Below are 16,797 nucleotides of genomic sequence, written 5' to 3'. Positions count from 1 at the left end.
CTGGGGGCGACGGTACATTCATCCGTCGCCCCTTTGGCGTTCGACGCGGAGTTGAGGCGTTCAACACGATGCCTGCGCCGATGCACCCTTTCTCCAAGGGAAATACCCGTCGCACCACACGGACCGAACCGGGGCCCGCACGTTTCAATCGTCGGCCAGCCTGTTCCTGCCTGCCTGTGGCCCCCATATCCATCCCGTCCCGGCGGGAGTTCTGCGCAGGCTCAATCGCACGAGAGCCAGTAGTCGAGAGCGTGGGCAAAGATGACCCGGTCCAGATGGTCGGTCGGCGAGTAGTGCCGGGGTAGCGCCTCCAGTTGGACATATCGCTCGAAGGCAGGAGCGCCCGACAGCGGGGGGAACCCATGCTTCATGAGCGGCGCGCGCAGAGGTTGATCGACCAAGGGTGTCTTGTCTCGAGAAAGCACCTCGGACGGGAGTTTGTCCCGCATGGCCTGGCGAAGAATATCCTTGCGCCAGGCCCACGGAATGGTCGGGAGCGATATCAGGTATTGCAGCAGGCGGAGATCGAGAAACGGATGGCGCCATTCCGGCCCGCCGGCCATCTCGCCGACGCGAAGGGTATCGAACAGCGCGGGCCAGATGGGATCGCTGAAGGCCCGAATGGCGCTTGGTTTCCAATGAGGTGCAGGACGACTTCGACCGAGGTCGGCGAGGCGCTCCGATAGCCTCATCTCACGCTCGAATTCCGGAGATATCCAGGCCGGGATGTTGTCGGCGTCGACGCCGGGCTTGCGTCCGGGCCGCTGCGCGCGGAGGAACGTCTTGCGCCAGCCTGCGATTCCTTTGACACGTGCGTAATCGGCAAGTGCCAGCCCGTATCCCTTCCAGTTGCGCCGGGATATCAACCACGACAGGTATGGATCGCGATCGAACGGGAGGGCATCGTCGGGGCCTTCCCCGAAGAACCAGACACTCGCAAGCTCTCGATTGCGTTGTGCGAAGACCATGTTCGGGTAGGCCTGCACAATTGTCGGAGTGGGCTCGGCGGTGTTGATCCCGCGCGCTCGCCAAAGCGGATCGTAGACGCTATCGCTCGCCTCGCGCAGCGACAACTCGACGTTGAGCTTGTCCGCAACGAGCCTGCTGAAATGGCCTTCCTCGTCCTGCAGCGAGTCGGAATAGTGGATGCACTCGGTCACGATTCTCGACGGCTCGTTGGTGACGTCGACGGTCGCGGCCGCAAGCGTCGTCGAGTCGAGCCCACCACTCATGGCAATGCCTACTCGTCCTGCCGGGAGCCGATCGCGAACGGCCTGGTGAAGCAGTTCGCGAAAGCGGTCCACATAGTCGGCGCGCTTTCCGAAGCGGACGGGATCACCGATCTCGAGGCGCCAGTAGCGGCGGGTCGTCAGCCCCTTGGACGAGAAGTCGAGGATGTGGGCCGGGGCGAGGCGGGACACGTGACGGCGGACCGAACGCTCGAAATCCAGCCCGAAGCCGACCATCAGGAAATCGCCGATCCAGACGTCGTCGAGATCGCGGGGAACCGCCTCCTGCGAGAGGATCCAGTCGATCGAATCGCTGATGTAGAGGGTGCCCCGGACCAGCGCGTAGTGGAATGCGCGCACGCCCAGATGATCGCGCACACCGAGCACGCGCCGGCGCGTTTCATCCCAGATCACGAAGCTGAAATCGCCCTGGATGAAATTCACGCATGCGTCGCCCCACGCGATGTAGGCGCGAAGACAAATTTCGAGGTCGGAAGACTGAGGGGGGAGGCTTCCGATACGAGCCTCCAGACTTGCCCTGTCGTCCAGTCGAACGTTGCCGATGATTTGATGGGCGCCGATACGGCAGGTATCGGAGCCTGACAGAATGGCTACGGCTTCATCGTCGTGCGGACGGAATGAAACGCCAAAGGTCTTCAAGCCGCGGCGCAACTCGCTTTGGAGTCAAAGTGTCCGATCAAGCGAGAATATGATTGGCCACGAGCCACACAATGCACGACTCAGTATGACGTCTTGTAGGCGAACGGGAAAAAGCCGCGATCGTTCGCGCCTCGGTATCCAGTCTTCTGGGTAACGTCGCGCAGGTTTCCCAAGCGTACCAGTCTGGGAGCTTCGTAGATGCGCTTCGAGCTGGGAGTAGAAATTTCTACCGGCTGAAATTCCTCATCCATCTCGTTCCTCGTCGATGCCGCAAGTGGGTCGAATCAACCACAGAGTATCCTTGTTGAATGGCGTTTTGCAACCCAATGCAGGAGCTAGGAAAGTCTCTCTCCTGGCACTTCCCAAGGCGGTGCAGCCTCATCGTGTGTGAAGCATTCCGGCCCGCTGACGCAACGGTCAGGCCGATTCGAATCTGATCGCGGCGCTCGGCTGCGACTTATCGCGGAGCAGCGACCTTATCGGCTGGGCGACGCGGCGCACAGGTATCGCTGCGCCTTCGGGCTGCTGATGCACGCCGCCTTTGGCACACGAACACCGATGAAATAACTGGCGGACCCGGCGAGATTCGAACTCACGACCTCTGCCTTCGGAGGGCAGCGCTCTATCCAGCTGAGCTACGGGTCCAGCGCGGCGGACCATACCGGAGGCACCCTCGCGGTGCAACGCGCCCGGATCGCGGCGCCGTCGGCAGGGTCAGGCAGCCCGGCGCCAGTCTTCCGGCGCTTCGCGGTCGAGCGGGCCGAAATTCAGGCGGTGCACGAGTTCGGCGTATCGGCGGGCGCCGGCTTCCAGGGTCAGATTTTCGAGCATGTATGCTCGCGGCGAGAAGCGTTGTTCGACAACGTCCGTCCAGAAGCGCGGGAACACGGTGCTGAACTCGCCGGCGTCGCGGAACTTCATCCCGCAGCGGTCGTCCCAGTCCGGAGTCGAGGTCACGGGGCCGAACTGAACGCGGTGTGGATGGTAGCGGGTGTCCTGCCACAGGCCGCCGGCATCCCAGGCGAGGACGGGAACATCGCACGACAGCGCCTGCCGGAGGGCAAGGCCTCGGGTCTCGTACTCAGTCAGCAGCACCATCGAACGTGCCCGGCCGATGAAGGTGCGGAAACGCGGGTCGCCGCGACCGATGACGGCCACGCGAAGGCCACGGGCTTCGAGTTCGCGGATGACCGGATCGCGGACCGCCGCGCGATCGCGTTCCGGGTGGCAGCGGATCCTGTCGCAGACCAGGACGTCGATGTCCCGCGGGGCCTCGGGGGAGGGCTTCCAGCCTTCCGTGTCGAAGCCTTCCGCCCAGGCATGGACCTTCCTGCCCCAGTAGGGCTCGCACATCTTGCGGACCCACTCGCACGACACCAGCACGCCGCGGATGTTGTGATCGGAGAGAAGCGTGGGATCGTCGATCGGGTGGTCGTAGCCCGCGGGTCCGAAGACAACCGGCGTGCCGCACGGAATCTTCCTGAGGACGGGGGCCTCGCCGACGACGCAGGCGATCTCGCCGGGGTGGCGGCGGAGACGCGCGTAGTTGTTCACCCGATAGGGGATGCCGAGGCGGTCGAGGCCGGCGCACAGGTTGCGGAAGCCCTGCAGCGCCACGCTGGCGCCCGTCGTCCTGCGCAAGGCACGGCGCACCAGGGGCAGCCAGCGGTCAGCCGGGTCGTGCTCATAGAACAGGTTCAGGGGGGAGGGGGACACCGCATCCTTCATCGCGACAACCAGCCCGGGGACGGTTCTTGATCGATCTTGGGGCATTGCTATCGTCGCTGGCTTAAGGCCACCTTACGCCTTCTTGCGTTCCGGGTGAGACTTGTTCACATAAAGGTGAAGGCTTGCCCGACCCTGTACTTCGTCACGCGCCGGATCTGCCCCTCTTTTGGGAGGCGCCGCTGCCGCTGCTCCGTCGTTCGTATGCGCGTCACACCAAGACCGATCGCGGAGGACATTGAAATGGCGGCAAGCGAACCCGTGCGGCGCATGGTGGTCGGCATCACTGGTGCCTCGGGCACGATCTACGGCATCCGCGTGCTCGAGGCGTTGCGGGCGCTGAAAATCGAAAGCCATCTCGTGATCTCCAAGGCGGGTGATCAGACCCGCGCGCTCGAGACCGACGTTTCAGCGGCGGAACTCCGGGCGATGGCCGATCATGTCTATGCGCCGGGCGATATCGCGGCTTCCATTTCGAGCGGCTCGTTCCAGACCATGGGCATGATCGTGGCGCCCTGTTCGGTGCGCACGCTCAGCGAGATCGCCACCGGCGTGACCTCGGGCCTCGTCTCGCGCGCGGCCGACGTCTGTCTGAAAGAGCGTCGTCGGGTCGTGCTGATGTTCCGCGAGACGCCCCTGCATGCCGGCCATATCAAGAGCATGCTGGCGGTCACCGAGATGGGGGCTATCGTTGCGGTGCCCTCGCCGGCGTTCTACACGCGGCCGAAGACGGTCGACGACATCGTGACCCATTCGGTGGCCAGGGCACTCGACCTGTTCGGTCTCGATACCAAGACGTTCCCGCGATGGACCGGCCCTTCCGGCGCCAGGAAGGCTTCTGCCCGGGGGCGCAACAAGGGCAAGTGATCTCGCCGGCGGCGGCTCTTGGCGCGACCGCCGTTTTGCGCGACAGTCCGCGCACAAACGGGAGGAAACCAATGACCGAACAGAACCGCCGCGGCTTCGTCCGCGCTTCGGGCGCCGCCGCTGCGCTCGCCGCCCTGGGCTTCGCCGGCCGTGCTGGCGCGCAGGCAACCCAGCCGCTCGAATCAGTCCGCATCGTCACCGGCTTCCCGCCGGGCGGGACGTCCGACACGCTGTGCCGGCGCGTCGCCGAGGGACTGAAGGGCACCGCCTATACCAAGGTGGCGCTGGTCGAGAACAAGCCGGGTGCCGGCGGACAGATCGCGATCCAGTCGATGAAGGGCGCGGCGACCGATGGCAGCGTCATCCTGCAGACGCCCGCCTCGATGCTGATGATCTATCCGCACATCTACAAGAGCCTGGCCTACAATGCCTTCACCGACGTGACCCCGGTCACGCTGGCCTGCGTGTTCGACTTCGGCTTCTGCGTCGGCCCCGCCGTTCCCGATAGCGTGAAGAACATTCCGGAGTTCCTGGCCTGGTGCAAAGCCAATCCGGACAAGGCCAATTACGGCTCACCGGCGGCCGGCTCGGTGCCGCACTTCATCGGCGTGCTGCTGGGGCAGGCCGGTGGCATCGAGCTCAAGCACGTCGCCTATCGTGGCACGCAACCCGCGGTGCAGGACATGGTCGGCGGCCAGATCCAGGCCGTCTCAGGCCCGGTCGGCGAATTCACCCAGCAGGTCGCCGCCGGCAAGGCCCGCCTCCTCGGTGTGTCGGGTGCCACCCGCAGCCGCTTCGCCCCCAACGTCCCGACCTTCGCCGAGCAGGGCTACAAGGACCTCGTCTTCTCCGAATGGTTCGGCTTCTTCGCGCCGGGCGGCACGCCGGCGCCGGTGGTCACGCGCGCCAACGAGGCGCTGCGCGTGGCGCTCGCCCAGAAGGATGTGATCGACGGTCTCGCCGTCATGGGCCTCGAGGTCAAGTCGTCGACGCCGCAGGAACTCGCGACGCTCCTGAAGGAGAGCTACGACCGCTGGGGCCCGATCGTGAAGAAGATCGGGTTCACCGCGGACTCCTGACCTCGGTCGGAAGTCAAACGCGCTTCGCGTCGTCGCGCGCATAGGCCGCGACGGCGCGGTCGACCAGGGTCTTGCGGTCGATCTTGTTCGTTCCCGCGAGCGGCAGTTCGTCGACGAACCAGACCGCGCGCGGATGGGCGTAGGCCGGGCCGTTGTCGAGCGCGAAGCGGCGCAGCGCCTCCTCGGTCGGTGACGTGCCGGGCTTCGCCACGACGAAGGCGACCGGCAGCTGGTACTTGATCTCGTCCGGCACCGGTACGACGCAGGCCTGTGCGACGTCGGGATGCTGGCCCAGCAGCTTCTCGACCTCGCCGGGATAGACGTTCTCGCCGCCGCACTGGAACATGTCGTCGGCGCGGCCGACGAAGAACACGAAGCCGTTCTCGTCGCGGCGCATCACGTCGCCGGTGTCGTACCAGCCGTCGATCAGCCGCTTCTTCGTGTCGGCCTCGCGGTTGAGGTAGCCGCTCATCAGCGCCGGTGTGCGGATGTGCAGCACGCCCTGCGTTGCGCCGGTCTCGGCGCCACCGACGAACTTCACCTCGATGTTCTTTCGCGGATAGCCGAGCGATCCCATCGGCTTGGGAATCCCGTCGGGATGAGGACCGAAGCCGAGCGGACCCGACTCGGTGGTGCCCCAGCTGTTGGCCGTCTCGGCGTTGGGAAACAGGCGGTGCATCTGCTCGAAGAACTCGGCGGTCGACGGCGCCGAACCGGTGACGGCGGTGGTGACGCAGCCGAGGTCGGCCTTCGCCAGCTCCCCGGTCTCGCGCATCACCAGCGCCAGCATGGTCGGCACGGAGGTGATCATGGCCACGCGATTGCGGTCGATGGCGCGGATGAAGCCGCGCGCGGTGAAGTTGGTCATCAGCACGATCGTGCCGCCGTTGATCATCACCAGCTTGGCGCTGAACAGGCCGTTCATGTGGAACAGCGGCGCCGCGATGATGACCTTCTGCCCTTCGATGCCGGGCCGCTGCTCGGGCGTGGCGCCGGTCGCCCAGATGTAGCCGCCATGCGTCAGTGGCACGCCCTTCGGGAGGCCGGTCGAACCGGAGGTGTAGAGGATCATGGCGACTTCTTCCGGCGCCATGTCGACCGCGTCGAAGGACCCGGGATCGAGCAGGCCGTCGAGCTGCTCGATGGCGACGGTCGGCACCAGCGCGCTGACCAGCGGCGCGCGCTCGGCATCGGCGATCGCCAGCTTGACGACCGAGTCCTTCATGATGTGCGCTACGGTCTCGCGCGGCAGCTTGTGGTTGACGCAGACAGAGACGAGGCCGGCCGCCATGGTGGCCATGTAGAGCACGAGATAGTCGGTGCTGTTGGCCGCGACGATCGCGACCGCCTCGCCGCGCTTCAGGCCGCGCTTCAGGAGGCCGCGGGCCAGCGCCGCGATGCGCGCCCGCGCCTCGCCGTAGCTCAGGCGGAGCTGCTCGTCGCCCTCCGGCGAAACCTGGATGATGAAGGGCCGGTCGGCTGGCGCCTGCGGGTCGAGAATGGCGGCGAGGTTCTTGAGGCTCATGGTTCCCTGATTGCCCAAAGGGCTCGTACCTGCAAGTGACGTGCCGCGGATCAGCGCCTGCGATGGAATTGCGAACCGCCGTACGATTGGTCGGTCGGCACGATCTCCATGAAACTCACGTCCATGCGCTGCGGTGCGCCCAGCACGAACATGACGGCCTCGGCGATGTCGGCCGGCTGCAGCGTCTCGAACCCTTCGTAGAACCGCCGTCGTCCTTCCTCGCGATCCTCCATCAGGCCGAGATGGGCGCCGGTCTCGACGCGGCCCGGCGAGATCTCGGTGACCCGTACGCCGGTTCCGTGCAGGTCGAGCCGCAACGTCTGGCTGAGATTGTGGATGGCGGCCTTGGTCATGGCATAGACCGGCATCCCGGGGAGCGGCGAGGTGCCCGAGGTCGAGCCGAGATTGACGATGTGGCCCAGGCCGCGTGCCGCCATACCCGGCACGACAGCGGCGAGACAGTTGAGCGCACCGCGCAGATTCACGTCCATCAGGAGGTCGATGTCGTCGGGCGAGGTCTCCCACGACACGCCGCCGCGCACCGGGGCGGAGGCGTTGTTGACCAGCACGTCGGCGTCGAGCGACCCCAGCGCATGCAGCACGGCGTCGCGGTGGGAGATATCGAGGGCCATCGGCCGGCAGCCTGTCTCCTGGGCCAGGTCAGTCAGATCGTCGGCCGAACGGGCGACGGCATAGACGTCGAGGCCGCCGACCCGCAGCTCGCGGACGATTGCCGCGCCGATGCCGCGACTCGCGCCTGTGACGATGGCGGTGCGATAGCGATCGAGAGACACGGCATCCTCCTTTGCCCGGCGGGAGCGGCCGCCTAGAGTGGCAGCATAGCGCATCGAAAGCGGGAGCGAGGCATGGCCAAGAAAGTCTTTCCGGACGGCACCGAAGTGGCGGGTTTCTACGTCCGCACGATCAGGAGCGGGCCGTTCGTGTTCGTGTCGGGAACGACCTCGCTCGACCCCAAAGGCAGGGTCCAAGGCAAGGACGCCGCCCAGCAGACGACGATCACCATGCGCAAGATCGAGGCTGGCCTGAAATCGGCCGGCGCCCGCCTCGGCGACCTCGTGCGCACGACGATCTACGTGACCGACATCCGCGACATGGGCGCCGTCACCGCGGCACTGGGCAAGTCGCTCAAGGGGTCGGTGGTCACTTCGACGCTGGTGGCCGTGAGCGCCCTTGCCGTGCCGGGCCTGCTGGTCGAAATTGAGGCCACGGCCGTCGTCGACGTCTGATGCGACCGATCGGGGAGAGCGGGATGAGTGTGAAGAGAGTGGGTGTGCTCGGGCGCCGGCAGGCGCTGGTCGGCTCGGTGGGGCTGGTGGGAACGGCGCTGGCGGCGCCGGCCATCGCCCAGCAGCGGGTGAAGTCCGGAACCGTGACAATCGAGCAGGTCCAGGTGGCGTTCTTCGGCAGCGGCAATGTCGGCAGCGGCACCCTCCACTACGAAGGCCGCAACTACCGGTTCTCGGTGGGCGGGCTCGGGGTCGGCGGCTTCGGAATCTCCAAGATGGAAGCCTATGGCGACGTCTACAATCTGCGCGAGCTGCGCCAGTTTCCCGGCGCCTACGGCCAGGCGCGCTATGGCGCCGCCTACGGCGACCAGGGCAAGGGCGAGATGTGGCTCGAGAACACCAACGGCGTGATGATCGACCTGAAGACGCGCCGCCAGGGCCTGGCGGTGTCGCTCGGCGCCGATGCCGTCGTCATCGATTTCAAGTGAGGCGACCCATGACGATGTTCGCTCGCGCCCTCGTGGGCGCCCTCTGCGTGGCCGTCGCCGGCCCCGCGTTCGCCCAGGACGATGTCCAGACTTTCAACGCCTTCGCGGTCGTCAACGCCAACGGGACGATCGTACGCTCCGCCGAGAAGCAGGTGGTCGTGGCGGCGAGCCTGTCGGGGCCGCTGTTCATCGAAACCGACGAGGGGCCGCAGCAGGCGGGTCGCGTGAGCTGCGCCCTGTCGTCGAAGATCGACCAGGCCAGCCGGAAGACCAGCGCGTCGGGCGGCTGCACGTTCACCGCGGGCGACGGCGCCACGGCCTGGGGCGAATGGGACTGCGCCGGCTACGAGCTGGTGGGGTGCCGTGGCACGTTCAAGCTGACCGGCGGCACCGCCCGCTTCGCCGGCGCGACCGGCGAGAGCACGCTCGTCTGGCGGCCGACGGTGCATGAGCTGAAGAAGCAGCTCGACGGCACGACGCTGGACAATGCCAGCGGCATCGTGCTGTGGCGCGACTTCAAGCTGAAGGGCAAGTAGGCCTCAGTTTGCCGGCGGTATGGGCACGCGGTTGCGCTGCAGGAGATCCTCCAGCGCCTTGATGCCCTGCTGGTAGCGCCCCTTCTGGCAATCGATGCCGGCCCCGAGGCGTATCATGTCGGGGCCACCCGAGCCTTCGCTGCGGCGCGTATTGTAGCGATCGTAGAGCGCGCCCAGTTCGGCGCAGCGCGCGGCGAGCTGTTCGTTCGTCTGCTGGGCGCTGGCCGCTGCGGCAGACAGCAGGAAGCCCGCAAGGGCACACAGGACCGGGGCACTGGAGCAGTTTCTCATGGCTCATCCTAGAGCCTCCTGTGCCGCCATCGGATCACGTCGCGGTGACCCGGCCGAGAATCCGCTTCCGACCGCGCGACCTTGCACGTTTCCGCAGGCGCGATGTACTGTCGTTGGCCCCTTTCAGGCGGGGCCAAGGGGGAGAGGCGATGACGGCGCGATCGATGGTTCAGTGGACGTTCGTGGTCGGCATCGCGGGACTGCTCGCGGGCTGCGGCATGGCCAAGGGAACGCCCGGCGAGGATCCCCGCACGGAAACCAATGCGACGCAGGTGACCTGGACGGACGGCAAGCCCGCCATCGCCATCAGCTGCAAGGAACCCGGCGCCTGCCAGACCCGCGCGGTCGCCATGTGCAACAGCAGCGGTGGAAACTATACGACGCTCAGGATGGAAAACATGCCCACGCGCGGCGACATGACGTCGGTTCGCGGTGCGGCCTCCGTGGTCATCCGCTGCGGCGGCTAGTACCGGAGCGTCTGGCTCCGCGCTGTTCGAGCACAGGCTGAAAGCATGACCGCGACCGTCCGGGCCGCTATCATCGGCCCGCGCAACAGGAGTGGGACCGTGACGGAGCCGTTTGAAGTCATCATCGTCGAAACCGACCGCGTCGCCTGCGATGGCGGCGGCGGTGCGCTGGGCCATCCCAAGGTCTATCTCAACCTGAGTGCCGAAGGGCATGTCGAATGCCCCTATTGCAGCCGGCTCTACAAGCTGCGCGAAGGGGCACACCCCGCGCACGCCCACTGAAGGAGCGGTATCGTGAAGCAGCTCGGTGAAGGCTGGAACTGGCGCGACCTCAAGGTCGGCGACACGTTCGTCACCTACGGCCGCACGATCTTCGAATCGGATCTGCTCAGCTTCGTGACCCTGTGCGGCTTCTCGGAGGAACTCTTCACCAACCGGGAATATATCCAGGAGCACGCGCCCATGCGCGGCGGGCACCCCGTGCCGGGGGCGCTCGTCTATTCCATGGCCGAGGGCCTGGTGATCCCGACGACGCTGCAGGGAACGGGCCTCGCCTTCCTGTCGATGGGCTTCGACATCAAGGGGCCGACCTACGTGAACGACACGATTCACGTCGAGATCGAGATCACCGAGATCAAGCCGACCTCCAAGGATCCCTCGCGCGCCCTCGTGCGGACCACCAATCTCGTCAAGAATCAGAAGGGCGGGACGGTGCTGGTCTACACGCCCTTGAGAATGATGCAGGGCCGCTAGAAGTGGCGAAGGTCGCGGTCGAGACGGCGGGCGCGACGACGATCGTCTCGATCGACCGATTTGCCGAGGCCCGCAATGCCGTGGATCCGGAGACTGCGATCCTGCTGCGCGAGGCCTTCTTCGCCTTCAATAACGACGACAGCCAGTCCGTCGCCATCTTGACCGGACGCGGCGGTACCTTCTGCGCGGGCTACGATCTCAAGGTCGCGGCCAGCCGAGATGGCGTGGCCAGGCACGATCCCGCGGGGCCTGGCCCGATGGGGCCGACTCGCCATCTTCTTTCCAAGCCGGTCATTGCCGCGGTCGAGGGATATGCCGTCGCGGGCGGGCTGGAACTCGCTCTGTGGTGCGACCTGCGCGTTGCCTCGGAGAGCGCAAGGTTCGGCGTGTTCTGCCGGCGCTGGGGCGTGCCGCTGATCGATGGCGGCACGGTGCGCCTGCCGCGGCTGATCGGCCACAGCCGCGCCCTCGACATGATCCTCACCGGGCGTGAGGTCGGGGCGCGCGAGGCTTTCGACTGGGGCTTGGCCAACCGGCTGGTTCCGGAAGGGCAGGCGCTGGCGGAGGCTCTGGCGCTGGCCGAGCAGCTGGCGAAGTTCCCGCAGACCTGCCTGCGCTCCGACCGGCTGTCGTCCTACGACCAGTGGTCGCTCGACGTGCCGGCGGCCCTCGTCAACGAAGCCCGCCATGGCATGCCGGCGCTGCAGGCCGAGTCGCGCAAGGGCGCGGCCCGCTTCGCCGCCGGCAAGGGCCGCGGCGGCGATTTTGGAGAGATCTGATCATGCCACTGCCGACCGACGCCGAGATTGCCCGCTATCGCGAGGACGGGGCGATCTGCCTGCGCAACGCCATTCCGCTGGAATGGATCGAACGCCTGCGCGATGCCGTCGACGACGACATGAAGAGCCCCGGGCCCATGGTCCGCATCAACACGCCCCAGGGCGCGCCCGGCCTTTTCTTCGTCGACTTCCAGCTGTGGCAGCGCCATCCCGCGGCGCGCGCCTTTGCCTACGAGTCGCCTGCGCGTGAAATCGTCGCGAAGCTCATGGGGGCGAGCGAGGTGATCTACTATCACGACCACCTGCTGGTGAAGGAGCCGGGCACGCAGGAGCGTACGCCCTGGCATCACGACCAACCCTACTATCCGATCGACGGCGAGCAGGTCATCTCGCTATGGACGCCGCTCGATCCTGTCGATCGCGAGACCTGCGTGGAGTACGTGAAGGGCTCCCATCGCTGGGGCCGCTGGTTCCAGCCGAAGTTCTTCAAGCAGGGCGGCGTCGATCTGCAGGTGCAGGACAGCCGCTTCGAGCCGCTGCCCGATCTCGACGCCGAACGGGACGTGCACGAGTTCCTCGCCTGGGAGATGGAGCCGGGCGACGTCATCGCCTTCCACGCGCTCACCCTGCATGGCGCCTCGGGCAATCGCTCGACTTCGCGCCGCCGCCGCGCTTACGCGACACGCTGGTGCGGCGACGATGCCCGATACGGCGCGCGCGCCGGCCAGATCTCGCCCCCCATCGAAGGGCATGGGCTGAAGCCCGGCGACCGGCTGGAATGCGAGACCTTTCCCAAGGTGTGGCCGCGATAAACGCCCCTCGCGTCGGGCGTCGAGGCCGTTCCGTGGCGGCTAGGCCGCCTCGCCGAACCCGTCGAGCCACTCTCGCGCGAGGTGAAGCTCGCGGAAGATCCGGATCGGGCGGTTGCCTTCGGCCAGCGTCTCGAACAGGCGGGCCTGCTGGTAGGCGCGCTCCGTGACGGCCACGATGGCCAATGGGCCGAGCCTGCCCATCTTGAGGTAGGCGCGGATGCGAGCCCCGAGCGCCATAACGTCGGCGTCGCTCAGCATCATCTTGGCGTGCGTCGTATCGAAGATCTTGCGGTACGCGAGGGCATCCGCCACCGCCACGCCGTCGAGATAGTTCTCGACGTCCTCGAGGCGCAGCTCGTCGCGCGCGACGGCAATCACGAGTCGGTGGGGATTGGAGATCGTCCACTGTACCGGCATGCGAGAGGACTATGCCGGAGTTTCCTCCGGCCCGACAAGTTGCCGTAACCCGCGTTTGCGTCAGGGAACGAGAACGGCTTTCCCGACCACCGTACGCTCCTCGATCAGGCGGAAACCCTTCATCCAATCTGCAAGGTCATAGGTTGCGGCAACGGTGGCCTTCAACTTGCCTTCGGTGAACCAGCCCGTGAGGACACTCTGCGCCTCGGCGACCATGGCACGGCGCTGCGCGAGGGAAGCCGCTTCCCGGGGCGAGGGCGCGCTCTTCCCGCCCCAGCCGTTCCAGTATCCGTAATAGAAGCCGATCACCGTCACGTTCTTGACCAGCAGGATATTGGCCGGAATCTGCGGAACGGTGCCGCTCGCGAAACCCATCGGGATGATGCGGCCCTCGGGAGCGACGCAGCGCAGCGACGCATCGAAGGCCGAGCCGCCGACCGGATCGTAGATCACGTCGGCGCCGCGTCCGCCGGTGATTTCCAGCACCCTGGTGCGCAGATCCTCCGCGCGGTAGTCGATCAGATGATCGGCACCGGCCTCCTGGGCGGCCTTGAGCTTGTCGGCGCCGCCGGCGCTGGCGATCACCACCGCGCCCATCGCCTTGCCGACCTCGATGGCCGTAAGGCCCGAGCCGCCGCCCGCGCCGTGCACCAGCAGTACCTCGCCCGGCTTCATGTCGGCCTTCCACTTCAGGGCGCCGTAGGCGGTGGGGTACAGGGTCGGAAAATTCGTCGCCTCGGCATAGGGCATGATCTCGGGGATCGGGATGAGGTTGGCGGCAGCGGCCGTGGCGTATTCGGCGAAGGCGCCCTGGCTCACGCCCGTCGCCACGCGGTCGCCGACCGCCACGTTCGTCACGCCTTCGCCCAGAGCCACGACGTGGCCGGCCAGTTCATTGCCCGGCACGTAGGGCAGGGGCGGCTTGTTCTGGTGCTTGCCCTGCACGCCCAGCATGGCGGCGAAGCTCACGCCTGCGGCGCGGACTTTCACCAGCACCTCGCCCGCCTTCGGCTCGGGTGAAGCGATGTCCTCGACCTTCAGACTGTCGATCGGACCATAGGCATGACAAACCAGCGCCCGCATCTTCCTACCTCTCGAACTGATTCTACTTCTTGAACTGACCGTGGCGGCCTTCGCCACGGGCGAAGCGTGCAGCGCCGCCCTGGGATTCCTGCCGTCGCGCGTCGAGCGACAGTTCCATCTCGCGCTTGATCGCCGCGGCCTCGTCGCGGTCGAAGCTCTCGTAGGCCGACTTGCGGTCCGAGGTCATGGCGATCGGCGGAAAGCCTGCGATCTGGCGCGCCAGCGTCTCGGCCTCGGTGCGTGTCGTGCCGCGCGCCACCTTACGCGTGGCCAGTCCGATCGCGATCGCCTCGTCGGCGCTCACGGCGCGCCCTGTCAGCAGCATGTCCATTGCGCGGCCCTGACCCACGATGCGTGGCAGGCGCACCGTCGTGCCGTCGCTCATCGGCACGCCCCAGCGTCGCGAGAAGACGCCAAAGGTCGCCGTGTCGTCGACGATGCGGATGTCGCAGAACAGCGCCACGCCGAGGCCACCGGCGCAGGCATGCCCTTCCACGGCGGCGATCACCGGCTTGGAGAGAGGTGCACGCAGCGGCCCTTCGTCGCTGCCGGCCCATGGAAAATAATCCGTGCCCGAGCCCAGCTCCTTGAGATCGGCACCGGCGCAAAAGGCGCCGCCCGCACCCGTCAGCACGGCGACCCGTGCCTCGGGATCGGCTTCGAAGGCGCGCAGCGCATCGGCCAGGCCGTGCGCAGCTTCGTTGTCGAGCGCGTTCCTTGCCTGCGGCCGGTTGATGATGATGGTGGTCACCGGCCCGTGGGCCTCGACCAGGATTTTCGGCGTGCTCATGGCGTCAGTCTTAGCGAACCGTCGCAAGCTCGTCTTCAAGCTGGTCGTTCGAGCGGGCCGGTGTGCGGAAGTACCACCAGTTATTCTGAGCGGTCCATTTTTCCTTGCGGGCGGTGCCACTGCCCCAGACGCACCGCTTGAACTCGCGCGTTGCGCCCTTGAAGGTGCTGTCCGCCACGTCGAGCTTCAGCGCATGCTCGCCCATCTCCTCGCGGCTGAACATGGGCAGGGCCTCGAGGATCAGCTCGCGCACGTCGACGTCGTTCAGCCAGTTGTCGAGATCGAACGTGTAGCCGTCCCGCTCGAGATCGCTCGCGAAAGTCGCCCACTGGTCGATCAGCTCCTGCAGGTCGGCAACGTCGGGAGGGCCGGGCGGCGGTGATGGCGGGTTCAATCGTTCCCTCTTTCGGACTGCCGACGATAGTAGCGCTCGCCGTCGTTGGGCTTGAAGAAGGTGCGGATGACGCCGTTCGCATTGAAGGCGATGAAGGCGCCCGTGTCGCGGTCGAAGCGCGTCACCACGCCGTCGCGCCTCACCGTCTCGAGGATCGATCCGCCGACCCGGGCGTCCCGCAGCAACTGGGCCTGTCGCAGATAGTCCTGCTTGGTGATGCGCCCGAACTCGGCGCCGTGCTTCTGGAAGTGCTCGTCGAGGCGGCGCTGGTCCGCGAAGCCGACGCCCGCTCCCCAGCCCTGTCCGGCCTCGCGTGCCTCGGCGGAGATGGTCGTGCCGCGGGCCAGCTCGCGCTGGCCGCGTTCGGACGTCTGGGACCAGAAGAGGAAGATCGCGACCGCCGCCAGCGCCGCCGTCAGGAGACGGCGCCACGGCAAGCCGCGGGTGCGGAGGTTCATGCCGCTATTGTGCGCCGCCTTTGAACCAGCGCGCAATCATGCGGCGCTCGGCATCGGTGATGTTGGTCAGATTCCCGGGCGGCATGACGCGGGAAGCGGCGGCCTGCTGGTTGATGGCTGCGGCCATCGCCCGGATCTGCGCCGGGGTTTCGAGCAGGAGTCCCTTGGGTGGCGCCAGGAACCCTTCCTGCGTCGGCTTGGCGGCGTGGCAGGGCGCGCAGCGCGCCTGGATGATCGGCTGCACCTCGGCAAAGGACACCGGTCCGCCGCCATCGGCGCTGGGACGGGGCAGGGCGAGCAAGGCCGTGAAGGCAATGAACACGAAGCCCGCCGCGAGCACCAGCGGGTTGGCGTTGCCCTTGTGGCGCTGGACGAACCAGACGCGGATCAGGGCGCCGGCGATCGAGATCGTGAGCAGCAGCACCCAGTTCCACTCGTGGCCGTAGAGGCCCGCATAGTGGTTGCTGATCATCGTGAACAGCACCGGGAGCGTGAAATAGGTGTTGTGGACCGAGCGCTGGCGGCCCCTGAGCCCGTGGACCGGATCGGGGATGCGGCCTTCTTCCTTGGCCTTCACCAGCTCGCGCTGGCCCGGGATGATCACGAAATAGACGTTTAGCACCATGATGGTGCCGAGCATCGCGCCGAAATGGATGTAGGCGCCGCGGCCGGAGAAGATGTGGCAGAGCGCCCAGGCCGCGAGCACGCAATAGAGGAAGATCAGCCCGCCCAGCACGAGGTCGTCCTGGCCCAGGGTCGAGCGGCAGAGCCAGTCGTAGACCAGCCAGCCCAGCACCAGGAAGCCGAGGCCGATGGCGATGGCCTGCGGCTGCGTCAGCGGCAGGACGGACGGATCGATCAGCGCCACGTCGGCGCCGTAGTAGTAGACGAGGCAGAGCAGGAAGAAGCCGGTGATCAGGGTCGTATAGGCTTCCCACTTGAACCAGTGGAGTTCGGGCGGCAGCCGCTCCGGCGCCACCTTGAACTTCTTGGCCGTGTAGAATCCGCCGCCATGGACCGCCCAGACCTCGCCGCCGATCCCCTTGGCCTCGTCGGCCGGATCGAGTGGCTTGTGCAGGTGGTTGTCCAGCCAGATGAAGTAGAAAGAGGCGCCGATCCACGCGATGCCCACGATCATGTGAGCCCAGCGCAGCAGCAGATTCAGCCAATCTACGACGAAAGCGGCATCCATGAGCC

General features: G+C 66.7%; 22 protein-coding genes and 1 tRNA gene. 10 read left to right on the top strand and 13 right to left on the bottom strand.

Going from position 1 to position 16,797, the window contains the following annotated elements; all coding sequences use genetic code 11:
- Positions 1 to 221 precede the first annotated feature (221 nt).
- The 4 genes from LJ725_RS07505 to LJ725_RS07495 form a co-directional block, all read right to left on the bottom strand.
- Complete coding sequence (locus tag LJ725_RS07505; protein ID WP_230550011.1) at positions 222 to 1,889, bottom strand: asparagine synthase-related protein; 1,668 nt, start codon at positions 1,887 to 1,889, stop codon at positions 222 to 224.
- Between the two features lie 80 nt (positions 1,890 to 1,969).
- Positions 1,970 to 2,140 carry a lasso RiPP family leader peptide-containing protein gene (locus tag LJ725_RS29295; protein WP_408015727.1) on the bottom strand — a complete coding sequence of 57 codons (171 nt, stop codon included), beginning with the start codon at positions 2,138 to 2,140 and terminating at the stop codon, positions 1,970 to 1,972.
- A 317-nt stretch (positions 2,141 to 2,457) separates the two neighbouring features.
- Positions 2,458 to 2,534, bottom strand: a tRNA-Arg gene (locus tag LJ725_RS07500).
- A 69-nt stretch (positions 2,535 to 2,603) separates the two neighbouring features.
- Positions 2,604 to 3,617: a glycosyltransferase gene (locus LJ725_RS07495; RefSeq protein WP_230550010.1), complete on the bottom strand. Its 1,014-nt coding sequence runs from the start codon at positions 3,615 to 3,617 to the stop codon at positions 2,604 to 2,606.
- A 240-nt stretch (positions 3,618 to 3,857) separates the two neighbouring features.
- Here LJ725_RS07495 and LJ725_RS07490 point away from each other — a divergent pair, with 240 nt between their 5' ends.
- Positions 3,858 to 4,481 (top strand): UbiX family flavin prenyltransferase, encoded by a 624-nt coding sequence (locus LJ725_RS07490; RefSeq protein WP_268990518.1) that lies wholly within the window; start codon positions 3,858 to 3,860, stop codon positions 4,479 to 4,481.
- A gap of 71 nt (positions 4,482 to 4,552) precedes the next feature.
- The gene (locus LJ725_RS07485; RefSeq protein ID WP_230550009.1) at positions 4,553 to 5,560 is read left to right on the top strand and encodes a Bug family tripartite tricarboxylate transporter substrate binding protein; all 1,008 of its coding nucleotides are present in this window, start codon (positions 4,553 to 4,555) and stop codon (positions 5,558 to 5,560) included.
- 13 nt (positions 5,561 to 5,573) lie between these two features.
- On the opposite strand, the gene LJ725_RS07480 is transcribed toward LJ725_RS07485, so the two are convergent.
- Together LJ725_RS07480 and LJ725_RS07475 are read right to left on the bottom strand one after the other, a co-directional pair.
- A complete protein-coding gene (locus LJ725_RS07480; RefSeq protein WP_230550008.1) occupies positions 5,574 to 7,085 on the bottom strand; it encodes a class I adenylate-forming enzyme family protein in 1,512 nt (503 codons plus the stop codon).
- A gap of 50 nt (positions 7,086 to 7,135) precedes the next feature.
- Entirely contained in the window at positions 7,136 to 7,879 is a 744-nt protein-coding gene (locus LJ725_RS07475; RefSeq protein ID WP_230550007.1) for an SDR family oxidoreductase, read from the bottom strand.
- A 72-nt stretch (positions 7,880 to 7,951) separates the two neighbouring features.
- Here LJ725_RS07475 and LJ725_RS07470 point away from each other — a divergent pair, with 72 nt between their 5' ends.
- Genes LJ725_RS07470 through LJ725_RS07460 form a run of 3 tightly spaced genes read left to right on the top strand, consistent with a single transcriptional unit; the run spans position 7,952 to position 9,356 of the window.
- Entirely contained in the window at positions 7,952 to 8,332 is a 381-nt protein-coding gene (locus tag LJ725_RS07470; RefSeq protein ID WP_230550006.1) for a Rid family hydrolase, read from the top strand.
- Between the two features lie 23 nt (positions 8,333 to 8,355).
- Positions 8,356 to 8,820 carry a hypothetical protein gene (locus LJ725_RS07465; RefSeq protein WP_230550005.1) on the top strand — a complete coding sequence of 155 codons (465 nt, stop codon included), beginning with the start codon at positions 8,356 to 8,358 and terminating at the stop codon, positions 8,818 to 8,820.
- An 8-nt stretch (positions 8,821 to 8,828) separates the two neighbouring features.
- Positions 8,829 to 9,356, top strand: coding sequence for a hypothetical protein (locus LJ725_RS07460; protein ID WP_230550004.1), 528 nt, complete (start codon positions 8,829 to 8,831; stop codon positions 9,354 to 9,356).
- Positions 9,357 to 9,359: 3 nt separating this feature from the next.
- Here LJ725_RS07460 and LJ725_RS07455 read toward each other — a convergent pair whose 3' ends face one another.
- Positions 9,360 to 9,647, bottom strand: coding sequence for a hypothetical protein (locus LJ725_RS07455; protein ID WP_230550003.1), 288 nt, complete (start codon positions 9,645 to 9,647; stop codon positions 9,360 to 9,362).
- A gap of 149 nt (positions 9,648 to 9,796) precedes the next feature.
- On the opposite strand from LJ725_RS07455, the gene LJ725_RS07450 reads away from it, so the two are divergent.
- From LJ725_RS07450 to LJ725_RS07430, 5 genes are all read left to right on the top strand, one after another.
- Positions 9,797 to 10,114 (top strand): hypothetical protein, encoded by a 318-nt coding sequence (locus tag LJ725_RS07450; RefSeq protein ID WP_230550002.1) that lies wholly within the window; start codon positions 9,797 to 9,799, stop codon positions 10,112 to 10,114.
- Positions 10,115 to 10,213: 99 nt separating this feature from the next.
- Positions 10,214 to 10,396, top strand: a complete 183-nt coding sequence (locus tag LJ725_RS07445; RefSeq protein ID WP_230550001.1) for a zinc-finger domain-containing protein — start codon at positions 10,214 to 10,216, stop codon at positions 10,394 to 10,396.
- 12 nt (positions 10,397 to 10,408) lie between these two features.
- Complete coding sequence (locus tag LJ725_RS07440) at positions 10,409 to 10,867, top strand: MaoC family dehydratase (RefSeq protein WP_230550000.1); 459 nt, start codon at positions 10,409 to 10,411, stop codon at positions 10,865 to 10,867.
- Between the two features lie 2 nt (positions 10,868 to 10,869).
- Positions 10,870 to 11,646 carry a crotonase/enoyl-CoA hydratase family protein gene (locus LJ725_RS07435; RefSeq protein WP_230549999.1) on the top strand — a complete coding sequence of 259 codons (777 nt, stop codon included), beginning with the start codon at positions 10,870 to 10,872 and terminating at the stop codon, positions 11,644 to 11,646.
- Positions 11,647 to 11,648: 2 nt separating this feature from the next.
- Positions 11,649 to 12,458 (top strand): phytanoyl-CoA dioxygenase family protein, encoded by an 810-nt coding sequence (locus tag LJ725_RS07430; protein ID WP_230549998.1) that lies wholly within the window; start codon positions 11,649 to 11,651, stop codon positions 12,456 to 12,458.
- Between the two features lie 39 nt (positions 12,459 to 12,497).
- Here the strand turns inward: LJ725_RS07430 and LJ725_RS07425 are convergent, their stop codons facing one another.
- The 6 genes from LJ725_RS07425 to LJ725_RS07400 are packed head-to-tail and all read right to left on the bottom strand — an operon-like array spanning position 12,498 to position 16,792.
- Positions 12,498 to 12,875 carry a hypothetical protein gene (locus LJ725_RS07425; RefSeq protein ID WP_230549997.1) on the bottom strand — a complete coding sequence of 126 codons (378 nt, stop codon included), beginning with the start codon at positions 12,873 to 12,875 and terminating at the stop codon, positions 12,498 to 12,500.
- Between the two features lie 60 nt (positions 12,876 to 12,935).
- Complete coding sequence (locus LJ725_RS07420; protein WP_230549996.1) at positions 12,936 to 13,958, bottom strand: NADPH:quinone oxidoreductase family protein; 1,023 nt, start codon at positions 13,956 to 13,958, stop codon at positions 12,936 to 12,938.
- Positions 13,959 to 13,980: 22 nt separating this feature from the next.
- A complete protein-coding gene (locus tag LJ725_RS07415; RefSeq protein WP_230549995.1) occupies positions 13,981 to 14,748 on the bottom strand; it encodes a crotonase/enoyl-CoA hydratase family protein in 768 nt (255 codons plus the stop codon).
- A 10-nt stretch (positions 14,749 to 14,758) separates the two neighbouring features.
- Positions 14,759 to 15,142, bottom strand: coding sequence for a hypothetical protein (locus LJ725_RS07410; RefSeq protein ID WP_230549994.1), 384 nt, complete (start codon positions 15,140 to 15,142; stop codon positions 14,759 to 14,761).
- On the bottom strand, positions 15,139 to 15,600 hold the full coding sequence (locus LJ725_RS07405) for a hypothetical protein (protein WP_230549993.1): 462 nt from the start codon (positions 15,598 to 15,600) through the stop codon (positions 15,139 to 15,141). The genes LJ725_RS07410 and LJ725_RS07405 overlap by 4 nt, the downstream gene beginning before the upstream one ends.
- Before the next feature lie 4 nt (positions 15,601 to 15,604).
- Positions 15,605 to 16,792 (bottom strand): urate hydroxylase PuuD, encoded by a 1,188-nt coding sequence (locus LJ725_RS07400; RefSeq protein ID WP_230549992.1) that lies wholly within the window; start codon positions 16,790 to 16,792, stop codon positions 15,605 to 15,607.
- Positions 16,793 to 16,797: the final 5 nt, after the last annotated feature.

This window comes from Reyranella aquatilis, assembly GCF_020880995.1.
In the GTDB taxonomy this organism is placed as follows: domain Bacteria; phylum Pseudomonadota; class Alphaproteobacteria; order Reyranellales; family Reyranellaceae; genus Reyranella; species Reyranella aquatilis.
This window is presented reverse-complemented; position numbering and strand designations above follow the sequence as displayed.

Coding starts and splice junctions, on each gene's coding strand:
- LJ725_RS29295 (WP_408015727.1), bottom strand. CDS start 2,140: ATGGATGAGGAATTTCAGCCGGTAGAAATTTCTACTCCCAGCTCGAAG.
- LJ725_RS07495 (WP_230550010.1), bottom strand. CDS start 3,617: ATGAAGGATGCGGTGTCCCCCTCCCCCCTGAACCTGTTCTATGAGCAC.
- LJ725_RS07490 (WP_268990518.1), top strand. CDS start 3,858: ATGGCGGCAAGCGAACCCGTGCGGCGCATGGTGGTCGGCATCACTGGT.
- LJ725_RS07485 (WP_230550009.1), top strand. CDS start 4,553: ATGACCGAACAGAACCGCCGCGGCTTCGTCCGCGCTTCGGGCGCCGCC.
- LJ725_RS07480 (WP_230550008.1), bottom strand. CDS start 7,085: ATGAGCCTCAAGAACCTCGCCGCCATTCTCGACCCGCAGGCGCCAGCC.
- LJ725_RS07470 (WP_230550006.1), top strand. CDS start 7,952: ATGGCCAAGAAAGTCTTTCCGGACGGCACCGAAGTGGCGGGTTTCTAC.
- LJ725_RS07465 (WP_230550005.1), top strand. CDS start 8,356: ATGAGTGTGAAGAGAGTGGGTGTGCTCGGGCGCCGGCAGGCGCTGGTC.
- LJ725_RS07460 (WP_230550004.1), top strand. CDS start 8,829: ATGACGATGTTCGCTCGCGCCCTCGTGGGCGCCCTCTGCGTGGCCGTC.
- LJ725_RS07455 (WP_230550003.1), bottom strand. CDS start 9,647: ATGAGAAACTGCTCCAGTGCCCCGGTCCTGTGTGCCCTTGCGGGCTTC.
- LJ725_RS07450 (WP_230550002.1), top strand. CDS start 9,797: ATGACGGCGCGATCGATGGTTCAGTGGACGTTCGTGGTCGGCATCGCG.
- LJ725_RS07430 (WP_230549998.1), top strand. CDS start 11,649: ATGCCACTGCCGACCGACGCCGAGATTGCCCGCTATCGCGAGGACGGG.
- LJ725_RS07425 (WP_230549997.1), bottom strand. CDS start 12,875: ATGCCGGTACAGTGGACGATCTCCAATCCCCACCGACTCGTGATTGCC.
- LJ725_RS07420 (WP_230549996.1), bottom strand. CDS start 13,958: ATGCGGGCGCTGGTTTGTCATGCCTATGGTCCGATCGACAGTCTGAAG.
- LJ725_RS07415 (WP_230549995.1), bottom strand. CDS start 14,748: ATGAGCACGCCGAAAATCCTGGTCGAGGCCCACGGGCCGGTGACCACC.
- LJ725_RS07405 (WP_230549993.1), bottom strand. CDS start 15,600: ATGAACCTCCGCACCCGCGGCTTGCCGTGGCGCCGTCTCCTGACGGCG.
- LJ725_RS07400 (WP_230549992.1), bottom strand. CDS start 16,792: ATGGATGCCGCTTTCGTCGTAGATTGGCTGAATCTGCTGCTGCGCTGG.